This window comes from Uliginosibacterium silvisoli (genome assembly GCF_036017035.1).
In the GTDB taxonomy this organism is placed as follows: Bacteria; Pseudomonadota; Gammaproteobacteria; order Burkholderiales; family Rhodocyclaceae; genus Viridibacterium; species Viridibacterium silvisoli.
Genome location: NZ_JAYXHS010000002.1, coordinates 364,195 through 378,380 on the forward strand (window position 1 = coordinate 364,195; position 14,186 = coordinate 378,380).

Sequence of the window (14,186 nt, forward strand, 5' to 3'; positions counted from 1 at the left end):
TTCTGCGTGACGACCATACGTCGGCGCTCCGGTGGCTAATGCACGATGCGCGGCGTGTCTTGCAGCAGTAGACCTTCAGTATCGGGTGCTGGCGAGGTGTGATGCAGGATCATCTGCCAGCCCTGTGCGCCACGTGAGAACACATTGGTGGCGATCATCGGCGGCGCGATCGTGTCATCGCCCTCGATGTTCACGTGCTCGAGCACGCAATGCACGGACAGCAGCATGGCCTGGGTCTTGATCGGATGGCTGATGCGCACCTTGATCTTCATGCCACTGGCGAAAAGCTGGCGCCAGGCTTCGCGGATGGATGCGAGGCCGGTGAAGCGCGAGCCACCGGGTTGCACACAGACGACTTCCTCGTCTTCCGACCAGACATTCATCATCGCTTCCAGATCGCCGCGCGACAGGGCCTCGTAAAAGGCTTGTTCGGCGTCGTCGGGTGTGGCGTAGATGGTTCTTGGCATGGGGCGGGTGGCTGGCGTTGATCAGAGCGTGGTACAGGCGCGGATGCTACACCATGGTCAGGCCAAAGTTTCGGCGACGCGCTCGGCGCTGATCTCGCGCAGGCAGTTGAGATGGCCCAGCGGGCATTCGCGCTCGAAGCAGGGGCTGCATTCGAGCTTGAGCCAGATGGTCTGCGCCTTGTCCGACAGCGGCGGCGTGTAACCCGGGCTGGAAGAGCCGAACAGCGCAGTCAGGGGTGTACCCAGTGCCGCGGTGACGTGCATCAGGCCGGAATCGTTGGTGACCACATGACGTGCAATGGAGAGCAGATGCACGGCCTGCTCCAGATTGGTCACGCCACACAGATTGCGCGCGACACCGCCGGAGCGCTGCACGATCTCATCGCCCACCGGGGCATCTTTCTTCGAGCCGAGCAGCCATACCGGCGTACCTTGCGCGGCGAGCTTCTGCGCCAGTTCGGCGAAGTGTTGTTCCGGCCAGCGCTTGGCTGGACCGTACTCGGCGCCGGGACAGAAGATGACCGGCGCCGGCGTGTCGCTCAGGCCAAGCTTTTGCAGGCTGCTGGCCGCTGCGGCGGTATCCACGCGCAACTGCGGATTGGGCAGTGGCTTCGGCAAAGGCTGGCCGGGTTTCTCGGCCAGTATCGCGTAGCGCTCGACCTGCAGCGGCGTCGCTTTCTCGTCGAGTGTGTGACGCACATTGATCAGGCCGAGGCGTGACTCGCCCGTGAAGCCGACCCGTTTCGGGATGCCGGCGAAGTAGGGAATCAACGCTGACTTGAGCGAGTTGGGGAGTACATAAGCCGCGGCATAACCGTTGCGCTTCAACTTGCGCGCCAGCGCCCAGCGGTCGCGCAGTCGCAGCTGGCCATGCGCAAAGGGATTGTCGATGACCTGGCCGTCGATCTCCGGCATTGCATGCAGGACGGCGGCCACCCAGGGCGGCGCCAGCACGTCGATTTGCGCGTCCGGATGTTGTGTCCGCAGGCGCATGAACAGTGGTTGCGCGGCCACGGTATCGCCGATCCAGGAGGGCGCGATGATGAGAATGCGGCTCACGCGGGGACTCCGCTTGATTGTCGATGCGAGCGGTCGCGATTCAACAAATCCACATAAGCACCCTCGATCAGCGCTGTCGATTCGATACCAAGGCGTGTCATCAACTCCTCCGCGATGCGTGTGCCGTCAGCGATGGTTTCTGCATCGTTCAGTACCACTTCCAGCTCCATGAAGTGGCCGAGATTCTCAACGTGATCGAGATGTACGCGCGTCTGGCCGACGAGGTACAGCGTGCGATGCTTGATCACGCGCCCCGCAATGCCATTGGCAAGCCTGAGCGACTCCCGCAGGTTCTCTGGCGACGAGGTCGGCGACAGCAAGTAGAAAGACTCCTTCGGTCCGCTTTGGTCGGCGCGACGGTAGTAGATCAGCTCGCCCGTGCCGTTGCCGAAATCACGCAGCTTGAGGCGGCCCGTTGCGCAGGCGAAAAAAGTGTCGTCCTGGAAGATGGCAACGGGGCCTTCATCGGCGATCGCCGCGGCCTTCATTGCGAGTGCTTCCGGATCGGCTACGCGTGCCTTGATTTCGATATTCCGTGCCATGTCCCGTCAAAGGCTCATCAAGTAAAAAGGGCCGCAAGCGGCCCTTTGTGCATCTATGCTGACGACTTAGTGGCCAGCCGGCGCTTCACCGTGAAACGCATACTTCGCGCCGCAATACGGGCAGCTTGCCGCGCCCGTCTTGGTCACGTCGAGAAACACGCGCGGATGCCGTGCCCACAGCGGTGCGCCCGGCATCGGGCAATGCAGCGGCAGATCCTTGGCCTCGACGGCGATCACTTGCGACTTGTCGTGATTTTCAGGCATCTGCAGAACTCCTTATACGAAGGCCAGCCAGGCATCGTGTTCCGGGAGACGTCCGTTCACGAGGTCGAAGAAGCGCGCCTGCACCTTCTGCGTGATCGGGCCGCGTGAGCCGCTGCCGATCTGGCGGTTGTCCAGTTCGCGGATCGGCGTGACTTCAGCAGCCGTGCCGGTGAAGAAGGCTTCGTCGGCGATGTAGATGTCGTCGCGCGTCAGGCGGCGGGTCTGCACGGTGTAGCCGAGCTCCTTGGCCAGCGTGTGGATGGTGTTGCGCGTGATGCCCATCAGTGCCGAAGCGATTTCCGGTTCGTAGATCACGCCGTCCTTGATGACGAACAGATTTTCGCCTGCGCCTTCAGCGACGAAGCCATCGGTGTCGAGCAGCAGCGCTTCGTCGTAGCCGTCTTGCGTGGCTTCGAGGTTGGCGATGATGGAGTTGGCGTAGGTCGAAGCGGCCTTGGCGCGTGCCATGGTCACATTGACGTGGTGACGGGCGAAAGACGAAGTCTTCACGCGGATGCCTTTTTCCAGGCCATCAGCGCCGAGGTAAGCGCCCCAGGGCCAGGCGGCGATGGCGACATGCACGGTGGCGCCGCGCGTCGAGATGCCCATCTTTTCCGAGCCGTAGAACGCGATCGGGCGAAGGTAGCAGCTCTCGAGCTTGTTGGCGCGCACGACTTCCTTCTGTGCTTCGTTGATCTCTTCCTTCGAGAAAGGGATCTTCATCATGTAGATGTGCGCGGAACTGAAGAGGCGGTTGGTGTGCTCTTCGAGGCGGAAGATCGCGGTGCCGCGATTGGTGTTGTAAGCGCGAACGCCTTCGAACACCGACAGGCCGTAGTGCAGCGAGTGAGTCAGCACGTGCGTGGTCGCATCGCGCCAGGGCACCAGCTTGCCATCCATCCAGATGAATCCGTCGCGATCAGCCATCGACATGAACCAAACCCCTTTATGAACTTTGAAGAAATTGCGGAAAGGCGGGATTTTAGCGCATGCCGGGCAAAGCTCGCAGCGGAATCGGCTTTCCGTGGGCCAAGTCTTGGCTGTCCCATGCTGTCCGGGCCTGTAGAATGTCGCCTTTGCGCAAACGGAGGCCGCGATGGTCTGGAAACCGAATGTGACTGTGGCCGCGATGGTGCATCGCGAAGGGCGCTTCCTGCTGGTGGAAGAGCATACCGACATGGGGGTGCGGCTGAACCAGCCTGCCGGCCACCTCGAGGACGGCGAATCGCTGCTTGCAGCGTGCGTGCGCGAGACGATGGAAGAGACCGCGCACATGGTCGAGCCGACCGCGCTGCTGGGCATCTACCAATGGGGGCCGCCTGATCGCGACCTGACCTATCTGCGCTTCACCTTCATCGCCGAAGTGACAGGCGTTGCCACGGGCAAGGCGCTGGATACCGGCATCATCGGCGCGGTGTGGCTGACGCCGGATGAGCTGGAAGCGCAGGCCGAGCGTCATCGCAGTCCGCTGGTCATGCAATGCGTGACGGATTTTCTGGCAGGGCGCTCGTATCCGCTCGAGTTGATACGGCATTACGAGTAAAGATTTTCATGAGCAAAGATGGTGTGTTGAAAGAAGGAATGAAGGACGGTGAGGGCATGAAGGTCGTCGTCGGCATGTCCGGTGGCGTGGACTCGTCGGTCGCGGCGCTGCTATTGAAGCAGCACGGCTACGAAGTCACCGGTCTGTTCATGAAGAACTGGGAAGACGATGACGACGACGAGTACTGCTCGACGCGTCAGGATCTCGTCGACGTCGCATCTGTGTGCGATGTTATCGGCATGGATCTGGAAGTCGTCAACTTCAGCAAGGAATACAAGGATCGCGTGTTCGCCGACTTCCTGCGCGAGTACGAAGCGGGGCGCACGCCGAACCCGGACATCCTCTGCAACAGCGAGATCAAGTTCAAGGCCTTCCTCGATCACGCCATGCAGCTTGGCGCCGACAAGATCGCCACCGGCCATTACGCTGGCGTGCGCGAATGGACCAGTGACGGCCGCACCGAGTTCCAGTTGCTGAAGGCTGAAGACGGCACCAAGGACCAGAGCTACTTCCTGTACCGCCTCAATCAGGCGCAGCTGTCGAAGACGATTTTCCCGCTGGGCAGCGTCTACAAGCGCGACGTGCGTGCCATCGCCGAGAAGGCCGGCATCCACGTGCATGACAAGAAGGACTCGACGGGCATCTGCTTCATCGGCGAGCGCCCGTTCCGCGAATTCCTGATGCGCTACCTGCCGACCAAGCCGGGCGAAATCCGCTCGCTGGATGACAATCGCGTGATCGGCGAACATCAAGGCCTGATGTATCACACCATCGGCCAGCGCAAGGGCCTGCACATCGGCGGCATCAAAGGCAATGACAACGCGGGCGATCATGACGCCTGGTACGTCGCGGGCAAGGACATGCAGGCCAATGTGCTCTACGCCGTGCAGAACCATGCGCATCCCGCCCTGCAACGTGAACGTCTGAAAGCGATCGACCTGAACTGGATCGCAGGCCGCGCGCCGCGCACCAATTGGGTCTACACGGCCAAGCCGCGCTATCGCACGCCTGATCAACCCTGCGAGGTCGATGCGGTGAGCGCTGATGAGGCAGAAATTGCTTTCGCCGCGCCACAGTGGGCCGTTACGCCGGGGCAGTCTGTCGTGTTGTATGAAAGCCGCGTATGTCTGGGCGGCGGCATCATTCTTTGAGACGCGCGCCAAGCGTTGTTTCTTTCATAGAAGTATCGACTGAGCTTTTCTGATGCCATCCATCCAGTGGTTCCCCGGGCACATGAATTCCGGCCGCAAGAAAGCGGCCGAGAACATGGCGATCACCGACGTCCTCATCGAGGTCGTCGACGCACGTCTGCCCGCGGCCAGCAGTAATCCGCTCATCGACGAGCTGCGCAAGTTCCGCCAGCGTCCCTGTCTCAAGCTGCTCAACAAGGCCGATATCGCCGACCCCGCAGCGACGAAGGTCTGGCTGGATCATTACAACGGCATTCCGGGCCTCAAGGCCATGGCGGTGTCGTTCAAGAAACAGTCGGACATGGCGAAGGTGGTCGGCTGGTGCCGTTCGCTCGCGCCGACGCGCGGCTCACCCGACAAACAACTGCGCATGATGATCATGGGAATACCCAATGTGGGTAAGTCCACGCTCATGAACGGCTTGCTCGGACGCAAGGTTGCAGCTGTCGGCGACGAGCCGGCAGTGACGAAGAGCGTGCAGCGCCTCGAGATCGACAACAGCCACGTCGTGCTCGACACGCCCGGCCTGATGTGGCCGAAGATCGAGCTTGAGAGCGACGGCTACATGCTCGCTGCGAGCCACGCGATCGGTACCAACGCCGTGCTCGAGGACGAGGTGGCGTACTTCCTCGGCAACCTGCTGCTCAAGCGTTACCCGGGGCTCGTAGCGAGTCGCTATGGTTTCGACATCGCGGGCCTCGATGGTGTCAGCCTGGTCGAAAAGATCGCGACCAAACGTGCCTGGCGCAAGAAGGGCGGGGCGCTCGACATCGAGAAAGCGGCGATGGCCCTGCTCAAGGATTACCGCACCGGCGTCACCGGCAATATCAGTCTCGAAACGCCGCAATCGCGTGAGGCGATGATTGCCGAGAAGCGCGCCGCAGTGCCGGTGAAGGATGACAACAGTCCTGACCCGCAGGAAGAGATCGTTCTGGACGACGTGAAGAAACCCAGAGGCAAAAAGTGAACGCGCGTTTTTTCACCAAACCATGGGTCGTTTTCTCGCTGGCCACGCTGTGTTGCCTGCTGTGGGGCAGCGCCTATCCGGCGATCAAGAATGGCTACGCGCTGTTCAATATCGAAGCGACCGACATTCCTTCGAAGATGGTGTTCGCAGGCTATCGCTTCATCTTCGCGGGCTTGCTGCTGCTCGTGATGTCCGCCATCGGCGGCAAGCGCATCTTCAATTTCACGCCACGGCAGTTCGGCCAGATCAGCCTGCTCGGGCTGACGCAGACCTCGATCCAGTACGTGTTCTTCTACGTCGGTCTGGCCTACACGACGGGCGTGAAGGGCTCGATCATGAATGCCACCGGCACCTTCTTCAGTGTGCTGCTGGCGCACTTCATCTATCACAACGACCAGCTCAACGTGAGGCGTGTGGCGGGCTGCCTGATCGGCTTCGCGGGCGTGATGGTGGTGAACTTCAAACCCGAGCTGATGGATTTCAGCTTCACGCTGCTGGGCGAGGGCTTCGTCGTGATCGCCGCCTTCGCTCTGGCCGCCGCGTCGATCTATGGCAAACGTATTTCGCAGCACATGGACAGCGTGCTGATGACGGGCTGGCAACTGCTCATCGGTGGCGTTGCCCTGGTGCTGGCAGGCTATGCCTTCGGTGGCACGCTGCACGGCTTTACCTGGCAGTCGAGCGCCCTGCTGGCCTACCTCGTCGTGCTGTCGTCAGCCGCTTTTTCGCTGTGGAGCCTGCTGCTGAAATACAACCGCGTCGGCCTGGTGACCGTGTTCAATTTCCTCGTGCCGGTGTTCGGCGCGGTGCTGTCGGCGATCTTCCTCGATGAGAGCGTGATGGAGTGGAAGAACGCGGTGGCGCTCGTTCTGGTGTGCGGCGGGATCTGGTTGGTTACACGCGAGAAGGCGTAAGTCGAGCGTAGGTCGGAAAAGCAAAGCGCCTTCCGACATCATCGCGTCGAATAAGGGCCGGACATTCATGTATGTCCGGAATGTCGGAAGGCGCTTTGCTTTTCCGACCTACGTCACACAATCAGAGCATGTCCGCCGACACGACGGCGCGCAGCACCATCTGCTCTTCGTCGTCACGAGTGCGTAGCTTGAACCACCACAGCGCACCTTTCCTGAAGCTCAGGTCTTCCTCCACACCCGAAAGCAGCAAGGAAGCAGCGCGGCCCAGCGTCGGCTGATGGCCGACCACCATGACAGCACCGCCCGCTGTCGGCCAGCCGGTCGCGGCGAGTAGCTGCGGCGCATCGGCTTCGGTGCCGACTTCGTCAGTCGTTTCGAATCGCTTGGTCCAGGCTTTCACGGTTTGCTGGGTGCGCAAGGCCGGGCTGACGAGGATGCGCAGATCGCCGGGCGCATGCTCATCGAGCCAGCGCGCAATGCGTTGTGCTTGTTGCAGGCCCTTTGCGGTCAGGGGGCGGGAGGCGTCAGGGTTGCCGTCGGCCGCTTCGGCGTGGCGCCAGAGCAGAAGATCCATCAGGTATTTTCCGGGTAAGACAGCTGTTTGCCGTCGTCTGCGTTGACGCCGTTAGCAGCAGAGGCCGTCATTTTGCAGCCTTCACGTTACGGTATTTTTGCCACGACGTTTCCACGGCTCCGACATCTTCAGCAAGGCAGCAGTCCCTTCAAGGGCGCGGCGGCTGCGGCGCTGCTCTTGAGCGGCGTGCCAGCCAGCGATCCAGATGCTGGTTTCGCGCAGATTCTCCTGCGTTTGCGCCCATTGCCGCAAGGTGTTGCGGCCAACGGCAATGTCGTTCAATTCACCGAGTTCGCCCAGGATCTTGCCGAGTTTGCGTTGATAAGGCTTGGCGAGCTTTTCGCTGAATAGCGAAGCGAAGAACTCCAGGGCGTAGCGCAGGCGTTTCAGGGCGATGCGCACGCGGTGCAGGTCGTCGCGTTCCTTCGTCTTCTGCGCGCGTTCGAGGCGGCGGGCGACCTGCTTGCGCAGCGTGCGCAGGCTGTCACGTGCGAAATCCTGTAAGGCCGGCGCGTCAGTGGGGGTTGCCAGCGTGTGCAGGGCTTTGCTGAACTGCAGCAGCAGGATGCGCGAGTATGGCGAGTGCAGCACGTTGCGTACATCGAGGCGTGCCGTCTGCGAAGCATCGCCCAGATGCTGGATCAGCGTCTCGAAGGTCGGTGCGTCCGGGCCTTGGGCGGGCTCATGCAACAAGCTCTCGTGCATGACGTCCAGATCGCGCGCCTGACCTACGTCATTGGCGAGCTGACCCAGTTGCTCCTGCCAGAGTTCGGCGAAGCCGGAGGGGAGCTGGGGGTTGAGAATCCGCAGCAGGGTACGCAGGCGGCGCAGCGAGACGCGAAACTGGTGGATGAACTCCGGATCGTCGTGCGTCAGCGCGCCGAGCGCGTTGGCTTGCCAGGCTTGCAAGCATTCGAACGCCAGTGCGAGGAAGGCGGCGTGCGGCGTCATGGCGGCGTCGAGCGCGACGTTTCTGGCGCGTACGGCGCGGGCTGGCTCGTTGTGCAGCAACTGGTAGCCGCGTTGCGCTTTGCTCACGTCTTCCGGCATGAGAGGCAGATCGGCGCCGAGTTGCAGGGCGTAGTCGAGCAGGTCGCTCGCTTCACCCTCTGCCAGCTCCAGCTCGAGTTCAGAGATCGGCGCGGTGCGCAGGCTGTCTGCGCTGCCACTGCTCACCGTGCCGGTGTCGATCATCAACAGGATGCGCAGACCCGGGTGCGGCGCGAACTCGCGCGTCTCGCGGCGGAATGTGGTGGTGAAAAGCGGCGCGATGCTTTCAGCATTTTTTTCGAGCAGCTCGCGCGTGGCGACGTCGTCGACCACCGAGAAGTCGAAGCGGTTGGTCTTGCGGTTGAAGGGCTGCTCCCATTCCGGTCGGGAGGAGAGCCCGCCTGCCGAGGCGTTCGCGCTCTTGATGGTCTGCAGCCAGCGATTGCCGATGCGGCGCGTGCGTACTGCGATCAGCGCTTTGCCCAGCGTTTCGTCCGGCGTGTCGTAGTAGGTGTTTTCAAGCGTTTGCGCACGCCCGATGCGTGTGGTCGCGGCGATCAGCGGATGGCGGGTGATGCTCTTGAGCGCTTCGGGCGGGAAGGCCAGCTTGAGTTCGATTTCACGGGCCATTTTGCGGTGCGGATGTCGTTGTAGTGGGCCGCAGTCTAGCGAGCAATGACGAATCCATCTATCGCAGCTTGCTCAGGCCTCCGTAGCACGCCAGGTGCCCGACTTGCCGCCTTCCTTTTCCAGCAGGCGGATCGACTCGATGCACATGCCACGATCGACGGCTTTGAGCATGTCATAGAGCGTCAGCAGGCCAACGCTGACGGCGGTCAGCGCTTCCATTTCGACGCCGGTGCGCCCCAGTGTTTCGGCAGTGACCGTGCAGGCAACGGAACTCTCGTCGGCATCGATGTCGAACTCCACGACCACACGCGTAAGCGGTAGCGGGTGGCACAGCGGAATCAGCTCGCTGGTGCGCTTGGATGCCTGGATGGCGGCAATGCGCGCGATGCCGATGACGTCGCCCTTCTTGGCAGTGCCGCCCTGTACCAGCGCCAGTGTTTCCGGCAGCATGCGGATCAGCCCGCTGGCGACAGCGCGGCGGGCCGTCTCGGCCTTGGCGCCGACGTCGACCATGTGCGCCTGACCGCTGGCGTCGAAGTGGGAAAGGCCCGGGCCCGTGGCTGAACCCGGGTTTGAACTCGGCTTGGAAGTCATGATTTCTGGCTGAATCGTAAAGTCGTGTTTTGTTACAACTGGAGCTGGCCGGCGTTGCGGAACGATGGCGTCGGACGGCTATCATACCCGCATGAGTGCACAATCTTTTTCGCGCCGCGCCCTGGCTCTGGCCCTGATCGGCAGCCTGATCCTGCAGCCCGTTCTGGCGCAATTGCCCGACCTGGGAGATCCCGCGCGTGCCGGGCTGTCCGCAGCCAAGGAGAAGCAGATCGGCCAGATCGCCATGCGCGATATCCGCCTGCATGAGCCGAGCTATATCGACGATCCCGAAGTCGAGTACTACATGAATTCGCTCGGGCGTCGCCTCGCGGCAGCCGGGGGGGCCATACCGGAAGACTTCAATTTCTTTGTCCTGCGCGATCCGACACTGAACGCTTTTGCCATGCCTGGTGGGTACATCGCGGTGCACTCCGGGCTGGTGCTTGCGGCGCAGACCGAATCGGAACTGGCAGGCGTGGTTGGCCACGAAATCGGTCACGTGGAGCAGCACCACATTGCGCGCTCCGTCGATCAGAGCGGTACGGCCACGGCGACGGTGCTGGCCTCGCTGCTGCTGGCCATTCTGGCGGGTTCGCGTGGGGGATCCAGTGGGGGGGCGCTGGCTGAAGCCGCACTGGTTGGCGGACAGGCAGCTGCGATGCAACGCCAGCTGACCTTTTCGCAGAGCTTCGAGCGTGAGGCAGACCGTGTGGGCCTTCAAACCATGCAGGCAACGGGTTTCGACCCGCAGGGCATGGTGAGTTTCTTCGAGCGGCTCGGCAAGGCTTCGGGCCCGGAGCGTGCGGACACAGCCTTCCTGCGTACTCACCCCTTGTCGCGTGAGCGTATGGCCGATATGCAGGGACGCGTCAAAGAAGGGCCGCCGCGTGTCGTGGCAGACTCCAATGACTTCGTGCTGTTTCGCGCCAAGCTTGACGCTGAAGCCGGACTGCCGCGCGATGCTCTGAATCGCGTGAAGAGCCGCACCGCCATGCGTCGCCAGGATCAGGCCGCGCGCTGGTATGCGATCGCCCATGCAGCCTTGCGTGATCGCAACACAGTCGAGGCCAGCAAGGCACTTGCCCAGTTGCGTGATATGCAATTTGAATCTCCCTTCGTAGAGATGCTGGCAGCGAGGGTGGCCAGCGCTCAGGGCAAGCATGCTGAGGCTGCGCGCATCTGCCGCGAGGGCTGGCAGCGCTATCCGGCTGCGCGTTACCTGCTGCTGGCGGAGGCAGATGAATTGCTGGAAGACGGCAAGCCCCAGCAGGTGGCCGTGATGGCACGTGATGCGCTGGTGGATGAGCCCGGCAACGAGCGCCTCTATCTGCTGCAGGCCAAGGCTTTTGCGGCGCAAGGCAAGACCGCGGACCAGCAACTGGCGCAGGCCGAGCTCTTTGCTTTGCGGGACAATCTGCCGGCGGCGATCCAGCAACTGCAGCTGGCACAACGCAGCGGTGAAGGGGATCACATTACCCAGGCCGCCATCGATTCCCGCCTGCGCGAGTTACGTGCGCGGCTGAAGGATCAGAAGTCGAACAAGTTAGAATAGCGGCATCAGAACAGCAGGAAACGCACTGCCATGCATATGAACGATCTGGAGCTCGATGTACGCGGCCTCAAGTGCCCGCTGCCCATCTTGCGCACGAAGAAGGCGCTGGCCGACATGACGACCGGCATGGTGCTGCGCGTGGTGGCCACCGACCCGGGGACGGTCAAGGATTTTGCAGCTTTCGCACGGCAGACCGGGCATGAGCTGTTATCGACCGGCGAGCAGTCTCCCGATGGGGTAGCGGGCGAGTTTGTTTTCCTGATCCGCCGGAAGTAGTCCGGTGGCACTTCGTTCTGTCGTATTCAAAGCCGAACTCGGCATTGCCGACCTCGACCGTCACTACTATCAGGACCACGTCCTGACGCTGGCGCGTCACCCCTCTGAAACTGACGAGCGCATGATGGTGCGCCTGCTGGCCTTCATCCTCAACGCCAGCGAATCGCTGGAGTTCGGCAAAGGTTTGTCGAGCGATGACGAGCCTGCCTTGTGGGATAGAGACCTGACTGGCGCGATAAAGACCTGGATCGAAGTCGGCCAGCCGGATGAGCGCATCATCCGCAAGGCCTGCGGCCGCGCAGACAAGGTGCTCATCTACGCCTACGGTCGTGCCGTCGACATGTGGTGGAAGCAGAATGCCAAGGCTTTCGCCAAGCAGGACAAGCTCGAGGTGTGGTTGATTCCTGCCGAGGATTGCGCGGCGATGGTGGCGCTTGTCGAGCGTGGCATGAAGCTGCAATGCACCTTGCAGGACGGTGAGTTGATGATGGCCGCCGAGCGCGACACGATCACCATCAGGCCGCAGAAACTCACCGCGGAGTGAGCGGCTGCCTGGCAGGTTACTTGAGCGCTCAGCAGGAGAGGTTGGGATGAAACGTGACGACAGACAGATCCGCCATTTTGCGGAACACCTGCTGCACTCCGGTGTGGGTGGCTTGAGCGAGCAGGAGCGGCGCGCGCTGACGCGCATTGCGCGCCGTATTCAGGCGACCAATTCCGATCCCAATGCAGGTCCGCTGGCTGACGAAGGCATCACCTTTGGCGAGCGCCTGTCTGATCGCGTCGCGGAATTCGGCGGTTCTTGGAAATTCATCATCGTGTTCACGCTGGTATTGATCGGCTGGGCCTTGCTCAACACCGAGATTCTGCGCAACCACGCTTTTGATCCCTATCCCTACGTCTTCCTCAATCTCGTGCTGTCGATGACGGCTGCGCTGCAGGCCCCCATCATCATGATGTCGCAGAATCGCCAAGCCGCGCGTGATCGACTGACCATGATTCGCGACCTGGAGGTGAATCTGAAGGCGGAGTCCTCCATCGCAGATCTGCACAAGCGCATCGACCATCTGACCTGGCAGTTGCTGGGCGATCTCGATCACATCAAGCGAGCGCAGAAGGAGGGCGGGAGCGTCCACGCCGCTGGCGCGCATGCGCCCGCTGCAAACATCAAACCATCGGAGAAGCTGTGAGCACTGTTGTTATCGCCGTCGTTCTTGCGATCCTCGTGATGGCTGTCGTCTGGCTGGGCATGCGTCTGGGCGGGCAAGCAGCCCTGCAAGCAAAGCGGTTCGACGAACTCACGCAGCGCATGACAGTCGAGCTTGGCAGTGGTTTGAGCAATGGCCATCGCGCCATGCTGGCCGACTTGCATGCGGGCCTGGATCGTCTTGGCGATCGCATGACAGCGACGCAGACGGACAGCGCGGAACGGCTGCGCACACTCGTTGGCGAAGAGCTGCGCGTCACGCGTGAAGCCATGCAGGCCCTGCAACTGGCCATGCAGGCGCTGATCAATACGCAAGGTGCGCAGACTGCGGAGAAGCTGGTGGAACTCGCCACAACACTGGCGCAGAAGCAGGAGCAGCTGAAAACGGAAATGCTCACGCAGACGATGGAGAAACTCGCCGAAACCGCACGCGTGGATCGCGAACTGCTGCAGGACGGTTTGCGTAAAGCAGCGCTGCAGCAGACGGCAACGACGGAAGTGCTGACGCGCACCATGAACGAACGTCTCGATGCGATCACCGGTGTGGTCAATCAACGTCTCGACGAGGGCTTCAAGAAGACCAACGAAACATTTGCCAACGTCATGGCACGTCTGGCGACCATCGACGAGGCACAGAAGAAGATCGGCGACCTGACGGTCAATGTGGTGAGCCTGCAGGAACTCCTGGGCGACAAGAAAGCGCGCGGCGCCTTCGGCGAAGTGCAGCTGGAAGCCCTGGTGCAGAACGCCTTGCCCCCAGATGCCTATGTCTTCCAGGCGCAGCTCTCCACCGGCGTGCGTGCCGACTGCGTGCTGACCCTGCCCGAGCCAACCGGTCGTGTGGCGGTCGACTCAAAGTTCCCGCTCGAAAACTATCACCGCATGTTTGACACCGGGACGCCCGAGCTTGAGCGTAACGCGGCGAGCAGCCTGTTCAAGCAGGACATCAAGCGCCATGTCGATGCGATTGCCAACAAGTACATCATTGCGGGCGAGACGGCCGATGGTGCGGTCATGTTCGTGCCGGCAGAAGCGGTGTTCGCCGAGATCCATGCCTATCACCCGGATCTCGTCGCCTATGCACAGAACAAGCGGGTGTGGATCGTCTCGCCGACGACGCTGATGGCTGTGCTCAATACGGCGCGTGCCGTATTGAAGGATGTCGAGACGCGCAAGCAGATCCACGTCATCAAGGACGCGCTGGGCAAGCTGTCGAAGGATTTCAGCCTGTTCGATACGCGTATGCAGAAGCTGGCCGACCACATCCGCCAGGCGCACGACGATGTGCAGAACGTGCACATCAGCAGCCGCAAGATATCCGGCCACTTCGCGAAGATCGAATCAGTCCAGCTTGAAGATGTGTCGCAGTTATTGAGCGCGTCGGTGACGGAGCCTGAGCAGGAGTGACGCCAACGCG

At 61.8% G+C, this 14,186-nt stretch carries 17 protein-coding genes; 9 read left to right on the forward strand and 8 right to left on the reverse strand.

The window, feature by feature from the left end:
- Positions 1–35: 35 nt before the first annotated feature.
- The 5 genes from VVD49_RS11255 to VVD49_RS11275 form a co-directional block, all read right to left on the reverse strand.
- Entirely contained in the window at positions 36–467 is a 432-nt protein-coding gene (locus VVD49_RS11255; protein WP_327599274.1) for a YybH family protein, read from the reverse strand.
- A gap of 57 nt (positions 468–524) precedes the next feature.
- A complete protein-coding gene (waaF, locus tag VVD49_RS11260; protein ID WP_327599275.1) occupies positions 525–1,526 on the reverse strand; it encodes a lipopolysaccharide heptosyltransferase II in 1,002 nt (333 codons plus the stop codon).
- Positions 1,523–2,068 carry a class IV adenylate cyclase gene (locus tag VVD49_RS11265; protein WP_327599276.1) on the reverse strand — a complete coding sequence of 182 codons (546 nt, stop codon included), beginning with the start codon at positions 2,066–2,068 and terminating at the stop codon, positions 1,523–1,525. Before VVD49_RS11265 ends, waaF begins: the two co-directional genes overlap by 4 nt.
- A 66-nt stretch (positions 2,069–2,134) precedes the next feature.
- Complete coding sequence (locus VVD49_RS11270) at positions 2,135–2,332, reverse strand: zinc-finger domain-containing protein (protein WP_327599277.1); 198 nt, start codon at positions 2,330–2,332, stop codon at positions 2,135–2,137.
- 12 nt (positions 2,333–2,344) lie between these two features.
- Positions 2,345–3,265, reverse strand: a complete 921-nt coding sequence (locus tag VVD49_RS11275) for a branched-chain amino acid transaminase (protein ID WP_327599278.1) — start codon at positions 3,263–3,265, stop codon at positions 2,345–2,347.
- A 163-nt stretch (positions 3,266–3,428) separates the two neighbouring features.
- On the opposite strand from VVD49_RS11275, the gene VVD49_RS11280 reads away from it, so the two are divergent.
- The 4 genes from VVD49_RS11280 to VVD49_RS11295 are packed head-to-tail and all read left to right on the forward strand — an operon-like array spanning position 3,429 to position 6,946.
- Complete coding sequence (locus tag VVD49_RS11280) at positions 3,429–3,875, forward strand: NUDIX hydrolase (RefSeq protein ID WP_327599279.1); 447 nt, start codon at positions 3,429–3,431, stop codon at positions 3,873–3,875.
- An 8-nt stretch (positions 3,876–3,883) separates the two neighbouring features.
- Positions 3,884–5,026, forward strand: a complete 1,143-nt coding sequence (gene mnmA / locus VVD49_RS11285; RefSeq protein WP_327599280.1) for a tRNA 2-thiouridine(34) synthase MnmA — start codon at positions 3,884–3,886, stop codon at positions 5,024–5,026.
- Positions 5,027–5,078: 52 nt separating this feature from the next.
- Positions 5,079–6,032, forward strand: coding sequence for a ribosome biogenesis GTPase YlqF (gene ylqF, locus VVD49_RS11290; protein WP_327599281.1), 954 nt, complete (start codon positions 5,079–5,081; stop codon positions 6,030–6,032).
- Positions 6,029–6,946 carry a DMT family transporter gene (locus tag VVD49_RS11295; RefSeq protein ID WP_327599282.1) on the forward strand — a complete coding sequence of 306 codons (918 nt, stop codon included), beginning with the start codon at positions 6,029–6,031 and terminating at the stop codon, positions 6,944–6,946. The genes ylqF and VVD49_RS11295 overlap by 4 nt, the downstream gene beginning before the upstream one ends.
- Positions 6,947–7,067: 121 nt before the next feature.
- On the opposite strand, the gene VVD49_RS11300 is transcribed toward VVD49_RS11295, so the two are convergent.
- From VVD49_RS11300 to moaC, 3 genes are all read right to left on the reverse strand, one after another.
- The gene (locus VVD49_RS11300) at positions 7,068–7,520 is read right to left on the reverse strand and encodes a SixA phosphatase family protein (RefSeq protein ID WP_327599283.1); all 453 of its coding nucleotides are present in this window, start codon (positions 7,518–7,520) and stop codon (positions 7,068–7,070) included.
- A gap of 81 nt (positions 7,521–7,601) precedes the next feature.
- Positions 7,602–9,140 carry a CYTH and CHAD domain-containing protein gene (locus VVD49_RS11305; RefSeq protein ID WP_327599284.1) on the reverse strand — a complete coding sequence of 513 codons (1,539 nt, stop codon included), beginning with the start codon at positions 9,138–9,140 and terminating at the stop codon, positions 7,602–7,604.
- Between the two features lie 72 nt (positions 9,141–9,212).
- Positions 9,213–9,734: a cyclic pyranopterin monophosphate synthase MoaC gene (gene moaC / locus VVD49_RS11310; RefSeq protein ID WP_327599285.1), complete on the reverse strand. Its 522-nt coding sequence runs from the start codon at positions 9,732–9,734 to the stop codon at positions 9,213–9,215.
- A gap of 91 nt (positions 9,735–9,825) precedes the next feature.
- On the opposite strand from moaC, the gene VVD49_RS11315 reads away from it, so the two are divergent.
- Genes VVD49_RS11315 through VVD49_RS11335 form a run of 5 tightly spaced genes read left to right on the forward strand, consistent with a single transcriptional unit; the run spans position 9,826 to position 14,176 of the window.
- Positions 9,826–11,286, forward strand: coding sequence for a beta-barrel assembly-enhancing protease (locus VVD49_RS11315; RefSeq protein WP_327599286.1), 1,461 nt, complete (start codon positions 9,826–9,828; stop codon positions 11,284–11,286).
- 30 nt (positions 11,287–11,316) lie between these two features.
- Complete coding sequence (locus VVD49_RS11320) at positions 11,317–11,562, forward strand: sulfurtransferase TusA family protein (protein WP_416384897.1); 246 nt, start codon at positions 11,317–11,319, stop codon at positions 11,560–11,562.
- Between the two features lie 4 nt (positions 11,563–11,566).
- A complete protein-coding gene (locus tag VVD49_RS11325) occupies positions 11,567–12,106 on the forward strand; it encodes a YaeQ family protein (RefSeq protein WP_327599287.1) in 540 nt (179 codons plus the stop codon).
- Positions 12,107–12,152: 46 nt separating this feature from the next.
- Positions 12,153–12,752, forward strand: coding sequence for a DUF1003 domain-containing protein (locus tag VVD49_RS11330; protein WP_327599288.1), 600 nt, complete (start codon positions 12,153–12,155; stop codon positions 12,750–12,752).
- Positions 12,749–14,176 carry a DNA recombination protein RmuC gene (locus VVD49_RS11335; RefSeq protein WP_327599289.1) on the forward strand — a complete coding sequence of 476 codons (1,428 nt, stop codon included), beginning with the start codon at positions 12,749–12,751 and terminating at the stop codon, positions 14,174–14,176. The genes VVD49_RS11330 and VVD49_RS11335 overlap by 4 nt, the downstream gene beginning before the upstream one ends.
- Positions 14,177–14,186 lie beyond the last annotated feature (10 nt).